At 31.2% G+C, this 18,629-nt stretch carries 21 protein-coding genes and 1 other RNA gene; 10 read left to right on the top strand and 12 right to left on the bottom strand.

Annotation, left to right across the window (positions count from 1 at the left end; translation table 11 throughout):
* Positions 1-85: 85 nt before the first annotated feature.
* The 4 genes from ABD941_RS03010 to typA all read right to left on the bottom strand — a co-directional run bounded on the left by ABD941_RS03010 (position 86) and on the right by typA (position 5,010).
* Positions 86-1,390: an O-antigen translocase gene (locus tag ABD941_RS03010; protein WP_345272555.1), complete on the bottom strand. Its 1,305-nt coding sequence runs from the start codon at positions 1,388-1,390 to the stop codon at positions 86-88.
* Positions 1,391-1,454: 64 nt separating this feature from the next.
* Positions 1,455-2,756, bottom strand: coding sequence for an O-antigen translocase (locus ABD941_RS03015; RefSeq protein ID WP_345272556.1), 1,302 nt, complete (start codon positions 2,754-2,756; stop codon positions 1,455-1,457).
* Positions 2,757-2,976: 220 nt separating this feature from the next.
* A complete protein-coding gene (locus ABD941_RS03020; RefSeq protein ID WP_345272558.1) occupies positions 2,977-3,210 on the bottom strand; it encodes a uroporphyrinogen decarboxylase in 234 nt (77 codons plus the stop codon).
* A complete protein-coding gene (gene typA / locus ABD941_RS03025; RefSeq protein WP_345272559.1) occupies positions 3,211-5,010 on the bottom strand; it encodes a translational GTPase TypA in 1,800 nt (599 codons plus the stop codon).
* 143 nt (positions 5,011-5,153) lie between these two features.
* Here typA and ABD941_RS03030 point away from each other — a divergent pair, with 143 nt between their 5' ends.
* Positions 5,154-5,513: a hypothetical protein gene (locus ABD941_RS03030; protein ID WP_345272560.1), complete on the top strand. Its 360-nt coding sequence runs from the start codon at positions 5,154-5,156 to the stop codon at positions 5,511-5,513.
* A 32-nt stretch (positions 5,514-5,545) separates the two neighbouring features.
* On the top strand, positions 5,546-6,364 hold the full coding sequence (kdsA, locus tag ABD941_RS03035; protein ID WP_345272562.1) for a 3-deoxy-8-phosphooctulonate synthase: 819 nt from the start codon (positions 5,546-5,548) through the stop codon (positions 6,362-6,364).
* A gap of 17 nt (positions 6,365-6,381) precedes the next feature.
* Here kdsA and ABD941_RS03040 read toward each other — a convergent pair whose 3' ends face one another.
* The 3 genes from ABD941_RS03040 to ABD941_RS03050 are packed head-to-tail and all read right to left on the bottom strand — an operon-like array spanning position 6,382 to position 8,838.
* Positions 6,382-6,765: a DUF1801 domain-containing protein gene (locus ABD941_RS03040; protein WP_345272563.1), complete on the bottom strand. Its 384-nt coding sequence runs from the start codon at positions 6,763-6,765 to the stop codon at positions 6,382-6,384.
* 58 nt (positions 6,766-6,823) lie between these two features.
* Positions 6,824-7,615, bottom strand: coding sequence for an SDR family NAD(P)-dependent oxidoreductase (locus ABD941_RS03045; protein WP_345273657.1), 792 nt, complete (start codon positions 7,613-7,615; stop codon positions 6,824-6,826).
* Between the two features lie 20 nt (positions 7,616-7,635).
* Positions 7,636-8,838: an NAD(P)-dependent oxidoreductase gene (locus ABD941_RS03050; RefSeq protein WP_345273658.1), complete on the bottom strand. Its 1,203-nt coding sequence runs from the start codon at positions 8,836-8,838 to the stop codon at positions 7,636-7,638.
* 228 nt (positions 8,839-9,066) lie between these two features.
* Here ABD941_RS03050 and ssrA point away from each other — a divergent pair.
* Positions 9,067-9,460: a transfer-messenger RNA gene (gene ssrA, locus ABD941_RS03055) on the top strand.
* 169 nt (positions 9,461-9,629) lie between these two features.
* Here ssrA and ABD941_RS03060 read toward each other — a convergent pair.
* From ABD941_RS03060 to ABD941_RS03080, 5 genes are all read right to left on the bottom strand, one after another.
* Positions 9,630-9,899: a hypothetical protein gene (locus tag ABD941_RS03060; RefSeq protein ID WP_345272564.1), complete on the bottom strand. Its 270-nt coding sequence runs from the start codon at positions 9,897-9,899 to the stop codon at positions 9,630-9,632.
* Positions 9,900-10,116: 217 nt separating this feature from the next.
* Complete coding sequence (locus ABD941_RS03065; protein WP_345272565.1) at positions 10,117-10,512, bottom strand: rhodanese-like domain-containing protein; 396 nt, start codon at positions 10,510-10,512, stop codon at positions 10,117-10,119.
* Positions 10,513-10,519: 7 nt separating this feature from the next.
* Complete coding sequence (locus ABD941_RS03070; RefSeq protein WP_345272567.1) at positions 10,520-10,837, bottom strand: rhodanese-like domain-containing protein; 318 nt, start codon at positions 10,835-10,837, stop codon at positions 10,520-10,522.
* A gap of 118 nt (positions 10,838-10,955) precedes the next feature.
* Complete coding sequence (locus tag ABD941_RS03075) at positions 10,956-11,576, bottom strand: thioredoxin family protein (protein WP_345272568.1); 621 nt, start codon at positions 11,574-11,576, stop codon at positions 10,956-10,958.
* A 6-nt stretch (positions 11,577-11,582) separates the two neighbouring features.
* A complete protein-coding gene (locus ABD941_RS03080; RefSeq protein ID WP_345272569.1) occupies positions 11,583-12,128 on the bottom strand; it encodes a TlpA disulfide reductase family protein in 546 nt (181 codons plus the stop codon).
* A gap of 364 nt (positions 12,129-12,492) precedes the next feature.
* Between ABD941_RS03080 and ABD941_RS03085 the strand changes: the two genes are divergently transcribed.
* The 7 genes from ABD941_RS03085 to trpB all read left to right on the top strand — a co-directional run bounded on the left by ABD941_RS03085 (position 12,493) and on the right by trpB (position 18,615).
* On the top strand, positions 12,493-12,738 hold the full coding sequence (locus ABD941_RS03085; protein WP_345272570.1) for a GIY-YIG nuclease family protein: 246 nt from the start codon (positions 12,493-12,495) through the stop codon (positions 12,736-12,738).
* Between the two features lie 41 nt (positions 12,739-12,779).
* On the top strand, positions 12,780-14,186 hold the full coding sequence (locus ABD941_RS03090) for an anthranilate synthase component I family protein (RefSeq protein ID WP_345272572.1): 1,407 nt from the start codon (positions 12,780-12,782) through the stop codon (positions 14,184-14,186).
* 90 nt (positions 14,187-14,276) lie between these two features.
* Complete coding sequence (locus tag ABD941_RS03095) at positions 14,277-14,843, top strand: anthranilate synthase component II (protein ID WP_345272573.1); 567 nt, start codon at positions 14,277-14,279, stop codon at positions 14,841-14,843.
* An 88-nt stretch (positions 14,844-14,931) separates the two neighbouring features.
* Complete coding sequence (gene trpD, locus ABD941_RS03100) at positions 14,932-15,927, top strand: anthranilate phosphoribosyltransferase (RefSeq protein ID WP_345272574.1); 996 nt, start codon at positions 14,932-14,934, stop codon at positions 15,925-15,927.
* A gap of 50 nt (positions 15,928-15,977) precedes the next feature.
* On the top strand, positions 15,978-16,763 hold the full coding sequence (gene trpC, locus ABD941_RS03105; protein WP_345272576.1) for an indole-3-glycerol phosphate synthase TrpC: 786 nt from the start codon (positions 15,978-15,980) through the stop codon (positions 16,761-16,763).
* Positions 16,760-17,437 carry a phosphoribosylanthranilate isomerase gene (locus ABD941_RS03110; protein ID WP_345272577.1) on the top strand — a complete coding sequence of 226 codons (678 nt, stop codon included), beginning with the start codon at positions 16,760-16,762 and terminating at the stop codon, positions 17,435-17,437. Before trpC ends, ABD941_RS03110 begins: the two co-directional genes overlap by 4 nt.
* Positions 17,434-18,615: a tryptophan synthase subunit beta gene (trpB, locus tag ABD941_RS03115; protein WP_345272578.1), complete on the top strand. Its 1,182-nt coding sequence runs from the start codon at positions 17,434-17,436 to the stop codon at positions 18,613-18,615. The genes ABD941_RS03110 and trpB overlap by 4 nt, the downstream gene beginning before the upstream one ends.
* Positions 18,616-18,629 lie beyond the last annotated feature (14 nt).

An 18,629-nucleotide genomic window follows, 5' to 3' on the forward strand; every position in this document is an offset into this window, starting at 1 on the left:
GAATCTATATAAAGAAAAAAAATGAAAAGATCCTTCTAGTAAAAATTCTAAAATTGACCAATAGACAAAAACCAATAAATAAATTTTATTTTTCAACTTTAATATTCGCTTTGGTTAATAATGACTTTCTAAATATAAATAACATCAACATAAAATATAAAACATAACTTATGGCATGACCAATTACGGCACCTTTAATTTCAAATCTATCAATAAAATAAGTACTGAAAAAATAAACAGCGGTAACATAGAATAATTCTCCAAATAAATACCAAAACAACATCTTTTTAGCTTGCATTTGATAGGCAATTGCAAATGATGCTATTTTAAAAAAATCTCCAATTAGCTGCCAAAAAAACAACTCTTGTGTTGGAAGAAATTCTTGAGTTAAAGTAATCCTGACAATCCAATACCTAAATATATAGATAACAATAAAACCCAAAACTACTAAGGGTAAAATAGTTTTGTAAAATTGAACTATCAAGCTTTTAAACCCTTCGTCCGTTTGATTTTGCGATAATTTAGGCAATAAATACAATGAAAAAAGACTCATTACAAACACAAGATAGTATTGCGATATCTTAATCATAGCTTCCCAATAGCCAGCCTCTTTAAGTCCAATATTATCAATAATGTAATTCTTGACTATAACATGTACTATAGGTATTGTTAAAGCTGTAAAAATAGCCATAATAACAAATGATGATAACCCGGTAAAATATACTTTAGAAATACTTGAAACAGAAATATTACTAAAAATCATTTTAATATCCTTAACCCAAAAAAGCGTTATAAAAAATAAAATAGACGGAACAGATACAATAGCTATAATTGCACCTTCTAAATTATAAAAATAAAGTAAAATTACAACGACTACAACATTTACAATATAACCAATGGTATTAATAATTATAATACTTTTATAACGACCCAAACCATTAATTATTGACAAAATAAATGTGTTTAAAGTAAATAAAGGAAGTACATAAGCCAATATGTTAATCGCGTAGCTATAACTATTAATTCCAAAAATCAAAACACTAAAATATTTAGAGAAAACAACTAAAGTTAAGGATACTAAAAAGGTAAATACTGCTACTAAAAAAAAAGAAGTGGAAATTATTTTTTTAAGTGCTAGGTTATCATTTTTATTTTCGGCAGTATATTTAACTACTCCGTTTTGCGACCCGCTCATTGAAATTCCCTGACAACTTAACAAAAAGCTTCTTAAGTTACCTGTTAGAGCCATACCCTGCGGAAATAAAAAATAAGCAATGGCTTTTGATAAAATAAAACCTGAAATTAATCTAAAAAAAATGCTTAAAGAATTAAAAGATGCTACCTTAAGTAGCATATTCTTGTTAAGACCTTGTTTTATTTTTTTTATCATTTAATGTAAAAATATCACTTATTTGATATTAAACTCATCTAGATTTTTTTATAATTACAAAAAACTATTTCTTTTCGCTATCTAAACCAAAAAGTGAACTTCCGAAAATAAGCAATATTATACCATAATACATAACATAACTCACAAAATGTGCAATAACGGCACCCTTAACATCATCATATAAATTTATAAAATAAACACTGGTCGCATATAAAATAATAATCAGAAAAGCTTCGGTTAATATATAATGCCAAAACATTTTTTTTGCCAAAAATTGATATGCTATCACTATGGCTAGCACCTTAACAAAATCGCCTAATAGTTGCCATAAGAACAAATCTTTTACGGGCAAGAATTCTTCAGAGAATACTGCTATGGTTATATAATGTCTTAATACATATATAATTAATAAACCGATTGCTAAAATAGGGACAATGGTTTTATAAAAACTGAACACTTCCTTTTTAAAGGCCTTAGTATCATCTAATTCAGAAAATCTTGGCAAAAGATATAGAGCTACAAAAGAACTTACAATTATTAAATAATATTTGGATATTCGAGTCATGGCCTCCCAAAATCCAGCATCTTTATACCCAATATTTTCTATAATATATGATCGGATTGCAATGGCTATAAGCGGTAGCAAAACAGCAGTAAAAAGAGCCATTATAGAATAAGGACTCATTTTTTTAAACACATTAAAGCTTACATGGCTTAACTTTATAAGTGGCACTAAACTACGTCTGTTAATGATTCCAACAAGTGTAATTAAAAATATTATTGACTCAGCAATAGCTACTGATATTAAAGCACCATCTATTTTATTTTGATAAATTAAAAGCAATGCTATTGAAACACTTAAAGCCTGACCAATGATATTAATAATAATAAGGATTTTATACTTTGAAAAACCATTCATTATAGAAAATGAAAACATGTTTAAAGCATAAAAAGGAAGCACTATAGCAAAAACCTGAATAACGTAAGCATAATCGTTATAGGTTGGGAAAATGATATTATTAATCCATTCTGCTCTAAAATAACAAAAAAAAGACACAATAATAGTAGAAATAAAACCAACATAATATACTGTTGAAAGTGTTTTACTTAACTCTATAGTATTGTCTTTAAACTCTGAAATATATTTTACAGCACCTTTGTAAAAACCCAATATTGCTACGGTTTGAAAAGCACCAACAAAACTACGTAAGTTACCTATTAACGCTAATCCTACAGGGCCAACAAAAATGGCTATGGCTTTTGATGTTAATAATCCAGCAATTATTCTGGTTATTACTGATGCACTTTGTAATGAAGCTGTTTTAACTAAAACTTTACTATTTATATAATCTATTAATTTTTTCAATTAATATAGGTTTTCTTTACTCAACTAATATTAAACTTGTTTAAACTTTTTCAATTTTAAAATGGCGCACATATACTATAAACGCTGAAAATGACACAATATTCTTTTGTGATTTTTATAAAGGGTTCAAATATACAAAATGATTTATCGTTTCTAAGTGTTCTTTTAAAAGTATGTAAGAAATTATCGATTAATTTACCGAACAAAACACTTATTACAATTACCCTTTTTTTTGGAGTAGGTAGTACAAATTAATGCTAAAAATAGCAACATTAGTGATGATTATAGGTTTTGATTCAGGCTGAAGCATAACCCCATAAAGCACAAATAGTAAACATCCTAAGGAGTTTACTATTCGTAATTTATTGACAGATTTCATTAAAAATGAAATTAAAACGGTTGCCATGGCTGCATAACCAACCCACTCTACCAATGAAACCCCTATGAATTCCATTTATATAGACTTGTTACGTTTTCTTTCTACTTCTGTTAAATAGATTTTACGTAAGCGTAAAAAATTTGGCGTAACCTCAACATATTCATCTTTTTGAATATATTCTAAAGCTTCTTCTAGAGAAAATTTAATTGCTGGTACAATTTTAGCTTTATCATCGGCTCCTGAAGAGCGTACATTACTTAATTTTTTAGTTTTTGTTACATTAACTGTCATATCATCACCACGAGAGTTTTCGCCAATAACTTGACCTTCGTAAATATCCTCACCAGGATCAACAAAAAACTTTCCTCTATCTTGTAATTTATCAATTGAATAAGGAATGGCTTGTCCTTTTTCCATAGATACTAAACTTCCATTTTGACGTTCTGGGATACCTCCTTTTAATGGTTGATATTCTTTAAAACGATGTGCCATAATTGCTTCTCCAGCCGTAGCAGTAAGTAATTGGTTTCTTAAACCTATAATACCTCTAGACGGGATAATAAACTCACATACCATACGCTCGCCTTTGGCTTCCATACTTAGCATTTCACCTTTCCGCATGGTTACCATTTCAATAGCTTTACCAGAAACGGTTTCAGGTAAATCAATCGTCATTTCTTCTACGGGCTCACATTTTACACCATCAATTTCTTTTATAATAACTTGTGGTTGACCGATTTGAAGTTCGTATCCTTCACGACGCATGGTTTCAATTAAAACTGATAAGTGTAATACACCACGACCAAAAACCATAAATTTATCTGCACTATCGGTTTCTTCAACTCTAAGGGCTAAATTCTTTTCTAACTCTTTTGTTAAACGGTCTTTAATATGTCTGGATGTTACAAACTTTCCATCTTTTCCAAAGAAAGGTGAATCGTTAATGGTAAATAACATACTCATTGTAGGCTCATCAATAGCAATCGTTTTTAAACCTTCTGGGGTTTCCCAATCAGCAACAGTATCTCCAATTTCAAAACCTTCTAAGCCAACAATAGCACAAATATCGCCTGTTTGAACTTGGTCAACTTTTTTACGTCCTAAACCTTCAAAAACATGAAGTTCTTTTATTTTAGATTTTACTATGCTTTTATCTCGTTTTACCAATGATATGTTCTGTCCTACTTTTAAATCGCCACGGGTTAAACGCCCGATTGCAATTCGTCCGGTAAATGATGAGAAATCTAAAGAGGTTATTAACATTTGTGTTGAACCTTCTTCAATTTTTGGAGCTGGAATATGCTCAATTACCATATCCAATAAAGGTTCAATATTTTCTGTTTCATTTTGCCAATCATCACTCATCCAGTTGTTTTTGGCGGAACCATACACTGTTGGGAAATCTAATTGCCATTCTTCTGCACCTAATTCAAACATTAAATCAAATACTTTTTCATGTACCTCATCTGGTGTGCAATTTTCTTTATCAACTTTGTTGACTACCACACATGGTTTCAACCCTAAGTCAATGGCTTTTTGAAGCACAAAACGCGTTTGAGGCATTGGGCCCTCAAAAGCATCAACTAATAATAAAACACCATCAGCCATGTTTAAAACACGTTCTACTTCACCTCCAAAATCGGCGTGACCAGGAGTATCTATAATATTGATTTTAGTATCTTTATAAATAACAGAAACGTTTTTCGAGGTTATCGTTATTCCCCTTTCACGTTCTAAATCGTTATTATCAAGAATTAAATCTCCTGTATTCTCATTTTCACGGAATAACTGACAGTGATACATAATCTTATCAACCAAAGTAGTTTTACCATGATCTACGTGTGCAATAATTGCAATGTTTTTAATATTAGCCATAATAGTGCCTTATTTTAAGCGTGCAAAGGTACGTGTTATTTAGTTAATTATATGTTATAATTAAAGGGTTTTATACTTTTTGAATAAGGATTTCGTTAATTTTAGTAACTTCTATACCCCTAGAACAGTTAAATAGCATAATTATGTCCCTAATCAGTAAACACACCAAATTTATACCTTATCTTTATTTTATTGCCATTACCGCTTATTGGTTTACCATAGTAAACAGAAGTGAAGGTATTAGCGCCTACCCGATTTTACTGTTTGGAATTCCTTTTTTATGGCAAATCATCAAACCCAATCATAGGTTAAATTTTACACTCGGAATAACTTTTGTTTGTATATCTTCTTATTTAATTTTAGCGTTTATTTGTGATATTCTTAAAATTATAGTGCTTTCTTATCCCATTAAACAGCTAATGATTTATGGAGGCTTGTTTGTTTTTGGAAATTTTGTAATGGCTTTATGGATAATAAGAAATAGTTTAAAAGAACATATTTAATACGTAACTTTGTGGTCTAAATTTTGAAGCAAATGAACCTTAATGACGTTCCGAAGTTAAAGCATACAAATTCTAATAATTTCTTTTTATTATGTGGGCCATGTGCCATTGAAAGTGAAGACATGGCATTACGTATTGCTGAAAAAGTAGTAAGAATTACCAATAAATTAGAGATTCCTTATGTTTTTAAAGGTAGTTTTAAAAAGGCTAATAGAAGTAGAATTGACAGTTTTACAGGAATTGGTGATGAAAAAGCTTTAAAAATTCTTAAAAAGGTTTCTGATACTTTTGATATTCCTACAGTTACCGATATTCATGAAATTAGTGATGCCCATTTAGCTGCTCAATATGTTGATGTTTTACAAATCCCAGCATTTTTAGTACGCCAAACAGATTTAGTTGTTGCCGCTGCAAAAACGGGCAAAGTGGTAAACTTAAAAAAAGGACAATTTATGAGTCCGGAAGCCATGAAACATGCTGTACAGAAGGTAAAAGATACGGGTAGTAATAAAGCTTGGATAACAGACAGAGGTACTATGTTTGGCTATCAAGATATGGTTGTAGATTTTCGTGGTATCCCCACCATGCGCCAATATGCGCCCACGGTCTTAGACGTCACTCACTCTTTACAACAACCTAATCAATCTGCTGGAGTTACTGGTGGGCGTCCCGATATGATTGAAACCATAGCTCGAGCTGGTATAGTAAACAATGTAGATGGTTTATTTATTGAAACCCATTTTGACCCTGCAAATGCCAAAAGTGACGGTGCCAATATGCTTCATTTAGATAATTTAGAAAAATTGCTTACCAATTTAGTAGCGATTAGAAAAATAGTTAACGGATTATAAGTTCCGAGTTCAAAAAACTATTTATCGAGAAACCAGGCTTTTTTGCTTTTACTTAGCAACGTATTTGCTGCTTGCAATAAGGCTACAAAATTCTCATGGTCCAAATCCTCTAAAGACTTTAATTGAATTGACCGCACTTGTTTACGTTTATTATCATTTTTTAAAATTGGAAAGTCTTTTTCAAGAAGAACACCTTGCACAAACGCAACATCGACATAATCTTTACCTTTTAAAATGTTTAGATAAATCATAGGTTTCTTTCCAATATTATAAAATGGGATTCTGTAACTATAACGCTCCTCTAATTCTGGTAATGTATTTAAAATAATACTTCGAACATAAAGCATTATAGATTGGAATGGCTCCTTTTGGTTTATAAAATATTCGTCAACGGGTTTCACTATTCAAAATAGATTTGATTATAAAAGTTAATATCTTTCAAAAGCTAAATAACAAGCACTAATCTGCTCTGTTTTTTATTTGAATTTTTCGAACAATATATGTCGCAGTATTTCTGGGAATAAATCGTGGTAATGCTGCTAAAAACTTATTAAATCCGCCAGGAATGGCATATGTTTTTCCTTTAAGCATAGCCTTATAACCATAAAGTGCAACTTCTTTGGCACAGGCCATATTGAATTTTATTTTGTTATCGCATATGTTTTCTGAAACGGTTTCTTGAAACGACGTTTTTGTTGGTCCTGGACACAAAGCGGTTACTGTAACTCCAGTACCTTTAAGTTCATTAGCAATAGCTTCGGAAAATGATAACATAAAACTTTTTGAAGCATAATAAATAGACATTAAAGGTCCTGGCTGAAAAGCTGCCAAGGATGACATATTTAAAATTTGACCTGAACCACGTTTAATCATACCATCTAACACCAATTTAGTTAAATGAGTTGTTGTTATGATGTGTACATGTAACATAGCAGATTCGCGCTCCCAATCTGTTTTTGCAAACGAACCAAATAAACCAAAACCTGCATTGTTTATTAATACATCTATTGGTGTATTATTGATATCATCTATAAGTTCTTTGGCTACATTTGGAAGACTTAAATCTTTGGTTAAAGTAATAACCTCAACATTAAAATCATGTTCTACATCTATTTTAGTTTTTTCTAAATTTTCAGCGTCAACATCTACCAGTATTAACTTATAAGCATCTTTAGCCAATAAAAGTGTTAACTCATAACCTAATCCTGATGCTGCTCCTGTTACTAAGGCCGTTTTAATAATTAATATGATTTAAAATTATTACAAAAATATTAGTTTCCATCTACATAATCTTGCAAATACGAGAATCTTTCTGTCAACTTTCCATTTTCTGTAATTTTGGCACGCTGTAAAACCCCATCAGCATCATTATTAAAAAATGCAGGAATAACATGTTTTAAAAACTGCTCACCAAAGCCTTCACTGGCATCTTGTGGGAGTTCACATGGTAAATTATCAACTGCCATAACAACTATGGCATTGTCGTCCTTAAAGTCTATTTCAGATTCTGTATTTGGGTCATAACCATAAATAGGGGCTGCTATAGTTGAAGCTCGAAGTGTCGTTGCTACAGGTCCATCAACATCACAACTTACATCCGCCACCACTTTTATGTTGAAGTCTGATGATTTCACATCATCTCTGGTATACAAATAAGGAGCGCCATCCCCATAAAAATGACCTGCAATATAATAATCGGTTACCTTAGCAAACCGCATGAAATTAGATTCATAATCTTGTGGATTATTGAAAAAATCTAGATTATCGATAATTTTTTCGTCTTTGCGTTTATTGTAATCCAGTACATCTATTTTACAATATACGGGTTCGTTAAACGTGTTATTTAAATAATCCTGAACTGAAACACTTTTAATAGCCATAGCATCCAACATTTCCTGAGCACCATTAGATACTTTTCCACTTCCTGTAAGTAGTATTTTTATGTTAGGTAATTTTATGTTATTTAACTCATTTATAAGTGCTACTTGATTTGGTAAAGGCCCTGCTTTTGGTAAATTCCACACATTGTATTTTAACCCCCATGCTCTAAACCCATTATAAGCTCCTACGATACCAGCGTAACGACCAAAACCTATTAATCTAAACCCTTTGTTACTAACTATAGTTTCATGGTCATAAAGCGCTATGTTTTTTTCTAAAATAGCTTTTAGTAGTTTTCGATTATAGGGTTGTTTTTTAATGGTATGCGAAAAGAAAAAGTATTTTTTGTTTGGAATGAGGGCTTTTATTGGGACTTCCTTTACACCTATCATAACATCGCAATCTGAAATATTTTCTGTGACTTCCAACCCAGCATTTTTATATTGTTCATCTGAAAATACTCGAATATCTGAGGTTTCGACTTTAAAAGTAGCTTCAGGAAATTGTTTTTGTGCTTCTGATAATTTTGACGGTGAAAATACCACACGGCGGTCTGGCGGGTTTTTACGTTCTTTTATAATGGCAAATTTGATATTCATTTGATAATGGTTTACTGACACCAAATACTTTGGTATAAATTTTGAACTAATGTAACGGGATTTGGAAGCTTATACAAACTTTTTTGATAACTTTGCTGCCCACGTTAAGGATTGAGTCCTGATGACTATCCGAATTGAAGCTTTTCCTGTTTTTTATAGAAAAGTAACAATTTAGGTTTAATTCTATAATGTAAATTAAAATGAACTATTTCATTTAAAAACGGGGTCGACTGGTTTTGACAGCGAGATTAATTGAACGGTAAGCACGTCGTGTAATGGCATTGAAACACGTTAAAGGCTAGACCAAATTTTAAACGGCGAGAATAACTACGCTTTAGCTGCATAATCTGAATTATAGTAAGATTGGCCTAGTCCCGCAAGGCGGGAAAGCTTTATGTCTCCGGAAAGCCTTGGTTAACGGCGTTCCATACGAGGCATCGTAAATGTTAACATAGATTGGGTAGCACTTTGATACCTTTTTGAAACTAAAGAAGATAAGTTATGAGTGGGTTGTCTTTAACCAGCTTATAATCGAAAACCCAAGAAAAGAATAAACGTGTAGAAAACTCTTTAGTTACTTGTTTGGACGAGAGTTCGATTCTCTCCGACTCCACTATAACACCTAGAAAATTAATTGATTTTCTAGGTGTTATTATTAAAGTTATTTCTATCTTCATCCATATAAATATTAAGACCGATTGCTTTTTGATACAGACAATCATAAAACTAAAAAACCCATATAAATTATAATTCATATGGGTTTATTTTTAAAGAAAACAAAAGACTTAACCTACCTTTTGTTTTTCTTTCATTTTTTCTAACAACATTAATTCATGTTGTATTTCTTCTTTTCTTTTATTAAAATTTCTAACCTTTTCATCAATCATTTCCTGATGCTTAATACGTTCTTGACGTCTTATCGCTAATCGTTCTAATTCTTTCTTTTCTTCTTTTTTATGTTTCATTTTTTGCATAGCTACAGATAAATAAGAATATCCGTATATACTTAAAAATAACAATGTAATAATTCCTAATATTACGTAACCGTTTTCCATGTTTTTAAAAAATAAGGGGTTAAAATTCCAATAAACATAATGTTATCAAAATCAAGCCTTTAAATTAAATATTTATTAATAAAAAAGCAAACTTTCAGTAAAGATATGTAAAAGGCTTTCTTAACAAAAAATAAAAAAGATGAAGTACTAAAAAAGAAGTTGAATGTGCAAAACGAGGATAAACGGTAATTTTTTAATGTTTAGGCCTTTAAGTTCGTCATTCTGTTGTTGTTTTTAGCCCTCGAGCTTCCCAATTTACGATCCCGCCTTCTAATTCGTAAATTTTAACAAAACCAGCTTTTTTAAATTGAATAGCACTTTTAGCACTGCGCATACCTGAATGGCAATAAATATAAACAGGTTTTTCTTTGTTTAACTTATTTATATTGCTAATAAAATTTTCTGATAAAAAATTAATATTTACAGCATTTGAAATATGTCCAACACTATACTCACTTGGTTTTCTTACATCAATAAGTTGTATGGAATCATTAGTTAAAAATGATTGAAATTCTTCTGGTGTATGGTGAGTAATGCTTTTATTAATCGTAGTTTGACAATTAAAAATGAATACATTTAGCAAGAAGCACACAAGTATTAAAAAACGTTTCATAAAAAGCTTACTTAATATCAACAACATCTCCAGTCCATTCCAACATACCACCTTCTAGATTATAGGCGTTTTCAAAACCTAGTTGTTCCATGATTTGACATGCTTGTCCACTTCTGTTGCCAGAACGACAGTACACATAATAGTTTTTATTTTTATCTAAGTCTTCAATCTCATTTATAAACTCTTGACCTTTATATATGTCTATATGAACAGCGTTAGGAATTATACCATCTGCAACCTCAGCATCCGTCCGTACATCCAATATAACAGCATTGTCATTCTTAGCCAATTGTTCTGTCCATTCTTCTTGTGTTAAATCTTCCATATATATTTTAAATATTAGTGTTCTACAAAATTAATATAACTAAACTTATAGACGAAAAAAAACCGAAGTTATTACACTTCAGTTTTTAATTGCTTTGAACCCATCTTAACTTTTTCTATTAAACCTTTATAGAGCAACCTATGGCTTTTGTTTTCTTTACTTTAATTTCATTACCACTCAATAAAGCATCAACAGCAAACTCTAAATATTTTTCTTTAACACCGTCAGGATTTCTAGAACTATCATCAATAGCTCCTATGTATTCGACCACTAATCCCTTTTTTGTTTTTTGTAACACATAATTATGAGGCGTTTTTTTAGCTCCAAACTTTGGGTAAACCTTCTGACCTTCATCTACTAAATATGGGAAAGTAAATCCCTTTTCTATTGCTCTTTTTTGCATGGCATCAAAACTATCACCAGGTTTTGTATTAGGGTTATTTGGATTTATAGCAATAACGGGATATCCTTTGGAAGCATATTTTTTATTAAGTGCAATTATCCTGTCTTCGTATGCGATAGAAAAAGGGCAAGTATTACAAGTAAAAGTAACTATAAAACCTTTAGCATCTTTATAATCTGCTAAAGACACCATTTTCCCATCAATGTTTTTAAGCGAAAAATCTTTAACAACATCACCAATTTTATAACCATGATCATGCATATTTTTAAAGCTTATAAAAGCACTAGATAATCCTACTAAAACTATAACTGCACATATTTTAACTAACTTTTTCATATCTATTTATTTAAATTGTTTAACTTCTTTTTCAAGTTCTTCATAAGTAAAAGACCTTTCAAAAAACTTACGTTGGTTTTTATTATAAATTATAGTAGCTGGTATAGCACCAGACCATGATTTGTCAATTTTGCTAATCCATTCGTTTTCGTTTGTATCATTTAAAGCTATAACTTTACTCTTCAAGGCTTTTTTTGCTATAAATGGTTTTAAATTTTTGTCATATACATGCGGAAAATCTAAACTCACCAAAATAACTTCAACATTTTGATTTTTATAATTTTCATTCAATTTTTCAAAATATGGCAGTTCCTTAACACACGGTGCACACCAAGTTGCCCAAAAGTTTATAACATAAACTTTATCATCAGTCTTATCTAAATAGGTTGAAAAACCTTCGTAATCATAAATTTCAAGTTCAATATTGCTTACATTCATTTCTTTTTTAACGACTTCAGTAGTCATCTCTTGTAATACTTCAACGGTTTTCTTGTTTTTCTGACAACCACTTGTCATTAAAATAATACCAATAATTAATACATTTAGTTTCATAGTCATAAAATTAATTAATACTTCTTTGCATTTCCTATAGTTTAACAAACTTTTATACAAAAAATGTTTTAAAGTTTTGTGTATGACTATTTTCATTTCTATATTTGACCTCCCAACAGTTATCGGGATAAAAACTAAAAAATGAACGTAATTTTAAATAATACTTGGTGGTGGTGCTTTCGAAACTAATCTTCGTGAAGTAAAACCCTAGTATATTTAAACTTAAAATATTCAAAAGGCTTGTCATTCACGACAAGCCTTTTTTACATTTAAGTCATTGTCATTTCCGCGAAGGCGGAAACAAAAAAATCAACAATGTTAAATGATGAAGCTTATTATATTTAAATTTTATCTAATAAAAAAAATGGTGATTTATATTGGAATGATAGAAAACATAAAGTTTAGAATTACACAATACAAAAAGAAATATACAAAAGGATTTGCAAATAAACATGGACTGGATATAGTAGTTTACTATGAAAAATTTGAATCTCCCGAAGACACAATAACAAGAAAAAAACAAATAAAAAAGTGGAATAGATTGTGGAAAATTAATCTTAATAATGATTTTAATCTAGATTGGAATGATTTATCCTATTTCTTTATTTAACTAGAATTTCCGCCGTCGCGGAAAAGACATTAATTTACTTTATGAAAAAATTTAGTCTTTACACACATTACAAACGCATCTTAACAGATACAATTACACCTGTTACCGTATATTATAAAATACGAGACAAGTACCCTAATAGTATTTTATTAGAGAGTGGTGATTATCATAGAAACCATAAAAACTTTTCATATATCTGTTTTAATCCTATTGCATCGATTAAGGTTGAAAATGAGATGATTTCTCAAACTTTCCCAGACGGTAGCGAATCTATTCAAGAAATAACTGAAGCATTAAATATTCCTGAAGCTATTAATAACTTCACCAAACGCTTTGATGCTAAATCTGAAGAAAATTTCAAGTTCATAAACAATGGCATCTTTGGATACACTGCTTATGATGCTGTTAGGTATTTTGAAGATGTTGAAATTGGCAAAAAAGAGGATTCTGTCGTCATTCCTGACATGTATTATGCAGTTTATCAAAACATTATAGCTATAAACCACTTTAAAAATGAGGCTTATATTTTTGCTCATTGTTATGAAGACACTAAAAACAATATTGATGATATTGATAAATTAATTAATGTTCAAAATTTTGCATCATTTAATTTCAATGCAAAAGGCCATATAAAATCTAATTTAACTGATAATGAGTTTAAAGAGCACGTAGAGTTAGCAAGAAAACATTGCCAAAGGGGAGATGTCTTTCAATTGGTATTGTCTAGACGTTTTTCACAGGAATATACTGGCGATGACTTTAATATCTACCGGGCATTACGAAGCATTAATCCATCCCCTTACCTATTCTATTTTGATTATGGTGATTTTAAAATATTTGGAAGTTCGCCAGAAGCACAACTTATTGTTGATGATGGTTTAGCTGAAATTCACCCCATTGCTGGAACTTTCAAAAGAACAGGTGATGAGCAAAAAGATGAAATTTTAGCCGAAGAACTCAAAAACGATGACAAGGAAAATGCAGAACATGTCATGCTCGTAGATTTGGCAAGAAATGATTTAAGTCGCCATGGAAACCAAGTAAAAGTTGAAACTTATAGAGAGGTTCAATTTTTTTCCCATGTTATTCACTTAGTTAGTAAAGTTATAGGGCAAAAACATAAAAACACCTCAACCATGCAAGTTGTTGCTGATACTTTTCCAGCTGGAACATTAAGCGGTGCTCCAAAACACAGAGCCATGCAATTAATTGAGCAATACGAAAAAACAAGTCGTGGGTATTATGGTGGAGCCATTGGATTTATGGACTTTGACGGCAACTTTAATCACGCCATAATGATTCGAACCTTTTTAAGTAAAGATTATAAATTGAATTGGCAAGCTGGTGCAGGATTAGTTTCAAAATCTAATTCCGAAAATGAATTGCAAGAGGTATATAATAAGTTAGGCGCATTAACAAAAGCTATTAAATTAGCTGAAGATATATGATTTTTTAGTTCGTTTTGCATCAAAGTAAAATAAACATTAAAATAAAAATTAACTAAAAACATATTTCCACCTTCGTGGAAATGAAAAAAGATGAAAAAAGTATTAGTTATAGACAATTACGATAGTTTTACATACAATCTTGTGCATTATTTAGAAGATTTAAACTGTGATGTCACCGTAGTAAGAAACGATAAATTAGCTTTAGAAGATATTGAACCTTTTGATAAAATTGTATTATCTCCGGGTCCAGGAATTCCAGATGAAGCTGGCTTATTAAAGCCTATCATTGAAAAATATGCGGCTACTAAAAGTATTTTAGGAGTCTGTTTAGGACAACAAGCTATAGGTGAAGTTTTTGGAGGTTCATTAATCAATTTAGAAGATGTCTATCATGGTGTTGCAACCCTGGTGACTATAAGTGTAGATGATGAATACATTTTTAATGATTTAGATAAAAACATTGAAGTAGGGCGTTACCATTCATGGGTAGTAAACCCAGAATTACCCGAAAGCTTAGAAGCAACGTCTTTTGATGCTAACGGACAGGTAATGTCTTTAAGACATAAAATATATGACGTAAGAGGTGTACAATACCATCCAGAATCGGTTTTAACGCCTGATGGAAAGAAAATTTTAGAAAACTGGATAAAAAATTAGTTACAATATTCAGTTGTAGTAAACTGTACTTACTCAACTGAAAAAATAATTAAAATAAGTTTCCTGCCTTCGCGGGAATGAAAGAAAAATGAAAGATATACTTAACAGATTAATAAATCACGAAACCATTTCATCTGAAGAGGCAAAACAAGTTATAGTCAATATATCGAATGATATGTATAACACAAGTCAAATTACATGCTTCCTTTCTGTTTTTATGATGCGAAGTATTACCATAGAAGAACTAAAAGGTTTTAGAGACGCCCTTTTAGAACTCTGTGTGCCAATAAACCTCAAAGACTTTAATGCCATAGATATCGTAGGAACTGGAGGTGACGGTAAAAATACTTTTAATATATCTACCCTATCGTCTTTTATTACAGCTGGAGCAGGCGTTAAGGTATCCAAACATGGGAACTATGGTGTATCATCAACGTCTGGTTCATCAAATGTTATGGAACAATTAGGTGTAAAATTCTCTAACGATGAAGACTTTTTAAAACGGTGTATAGATAAAGCTGGCATATGTATATTGCATGCACCATTATTTCATCCAGCAATGAAAAATGTTGCGCCAATTAGAAAAGCATTAGGAGTAAAAACATTTTTTAATATGTTGGGACCTATGGTTAATCCTTCATTTCCGAAAAATCAAATGCTGGGTGTTTTTAGTTTAGAGCTTTTACGCTTATACAGTTTTATATATCAAAACACCGACAAAAACTACAATATTATTTATGCATTAGATGGTTATGATGAAATTTCATTAACTGGAAAAGCAAAAATTGTTTCCAATTTTACTGAAAAGATTTTTTCACCAGAAGATTTAGGCCTACCACAAATAAAGCAAGAGGCTATTTTTGGTGGTAATACTGTTGACGATGCTGCAAAAATATTTGTTAATATTATAAGTGGTAAAGGTACAGAAGCACAAAATAATGTCGTTTGTGCCAATGCAGGTTTAGCTATTGCAACAACCAATGATATATCACATCAAAAAGGATTTGAAATAGCAAAAGAATCTTTAGTTTCTGGAAAAGCAAAAACAAGTTTAGATAAATTGATTGAGTTAAGTAAAAAATAAGTTTGCAGTATGCAGTTACACTGCTTAAACCAAAAACTGAAAACTAAAACATGAATATTTTAGATAAAATAACATTAGATAAACGAAAAGAAGTTGAGCTTCGTAAGCACTTAATACCGGTTTCTCAATTAGAACAATCCGTTTTATTTGAAAGACAAACCATTTCACTAGCTAAGAAGTTGCGTAATAGCAAATCAGGCATTATTGCAGAGCATAAAAGACGTTCGCCATCAAAATCTGTAATTAATAATACACTTAATGTTCAAGATGTAGCAAAAGGCTATGAGAGTGCTGGTGTTTGTGGGATGTCGGTACTAACAGACGGTAAATACTTTGGAGGTTCATTAGATGATTTATTAACTGCTCGTGCAAGTTGTTATTTACCATTATTAAGAAAAGAATTCATCATTGACGAATACCAACTTATAGAAGCTAAAGCTTATGGCGCGGATGTTATCCTATTGATTGCAGCCATTCTATCAAGAGACGAAATCAAACAATTTTCAGAATTTGCGAAGCTTTTAAATTTAGATGTACTTTTAGAAGTGCATAACGAAGAAGAGTTACATAAATCTGTGATGCCAAGTTTAGATATGTTAGGTGTAAATAACAGAAATCTAAAAACCTTTGAAGTCAGTTTAGAAACGAGCAAAAGTTTGAGTGAACTTATTCCTAATGACTTTGTAAAAGTATCGGAAAGTGGCATAAGCAACATTGAAGCCATCAAAGAACTACAACCTTATGGCTATCAAGGTTTTTTAATAGGTGAAAACTTTATGAAAACAGATAATCCTGGAGAAAGTGCTACAAAATTCATCAAAAATTTAGAACGATGAAACTAAAGGTTTGCGGTATGAAATATCAAGATAATATTAAACAAGTTGCAACATTGCAACCTGATTATCTTGGGTTTATATTTTACGACAAATCCGCACGAAATTTTGATTCTGAAACTATTCCTGATATAGATAATTCTATAAAAAAAACAGGTGTTTTTGTTGATGCTTCTATTGATTTTGTTTTAGAAAAGGTTGAAAAATATAATTTGCAGGCCATTCAATTACATGGTAATGAGTCACAAGGATATTGTAACGATATAAAAAATTGTCTTGCTAAACTTGTTTTAGCATCACATACTATTGAAGTCATCAAAGTATTTTCAATCAAAGACGAGTTTAATTTTGAAGTTTTAAAACCCTATGAAAGTGTTTGCGACTACTTTTTGTTTGACACCAAAGGAAAACTCCTTGGAGGAAACGGTTATACTTTTAATTGGAATGTGTTAAACAACTATCCATCAACCAAACCCTTCTTTTTAAGTGGTGGTTTAGGCATAAATGAAATTGAAAACATTAAACAGTTTTCAAATAGCAAAGCATCAAAATATTGTTATGCTTTAGATCTAAATAGCAAATTTGAAATAGAACCAGGATTAAAAAATATTTCAATTCTAAAAAAATTTAAAAAGAATCTAAACATGATTCTAGACCCTAAAAAAAAACAATTATGAATTATAATGTAGATGAAAAAGGCTACTATGGTGAATTTGGAGGGGCATTCATTCCAGAAATGCTCTACCCTAATGTAGAAGAGTTACGCCAAAATTACCTAAAAATTATGGCTGAACCCGACTTTCAAAAAGAGTTCAATCAACTACTTAAAGACTATGTAGGTCGTCCTTCCCCACTATATTTTGCCAAACGCCTTTCGGAAAAATATAATACTAAGATTTATCTGAAACGTGAAGATTTAAACCATACTGGAGCCCATAAAATCAATAATACCATTGGTCAGATTTTAATGGCAAAACGTTTAGGCAAAACCCGAATTATTGCAGAAACTGGGGCAGGACAACACGGTGTTGCAACGGCTACCGTATGTGCATTAATGGGGCTTGAGTGTATTGTTTATATGGGAGAAATAGATATTGCAAGACAAGCGCCAAACGTAGCTAGAATGAAAATGTTGGGTGCTACAGTCGTTCCTGCTTTATCAGGTAGTCGCACTTTAAAAGATGCTACAAATGAGGCTATCCGCGATTGGATTAACCATCCAGTTAATACACATTATATCATAGGTTCTGCAATTGGACCTCACCCATATCCAGATATGGTAACTAGATTTCAGGCTGTAATCTCAGAAGAAATCAAATGGCAATTAAAAGAACAAGAAGGTCGAGAAAATCCAGATTATGTTGTGGCCTGCATTGGTGGTGGTAGTAATGCCGCAGGCACATACTATCATTATTTACACGAACCTAATGTTGGTATTATTGCTGTTGAGGCAGCAGGATTAGGTATTAATTCTGGCGAAAGTGCTGCAACATCAGTATTAGGTAAAGAAGGGATTATTCATGGTTGTAAAACTTTATTGATGCAAACCAATGATGGTCAAATAACTGAGCCTTACTCTATTTCTGCTGGTTTAGACTACCCTGGAGTTGGTCCTATGCATGCGCATTTATCAAAAACTGGACGAGCTGATTTTATGTCCATTACAGATGATGATGCTATGAATGCTGGCCTAGAATTATCAAAATTAGAAGGCATTATCCCAGCTATAGAAACGTCTCATGCATTAGCTATTTTTGGTAAAAAGACATTCAAACCAGATGACGTTGTGGTGATGAGTTTATCTGGTCGTGGCGATAAGGATTTAGAGAACTATATAGATTATTTTAAAATATAATTTTTTTATTTATG

It is taken from the genome of Flaviramulus aquimarinus, from assembly GCF_039543205.1.
In the GTDB taxonomy this organism is placed as follows: Bacteria; Bacteroidota; Bacteroidia; order Flavobacteriales; family Flavobacteriaceae; genus Flaviramulus_B; species Flaviramulus_B aquimarinus.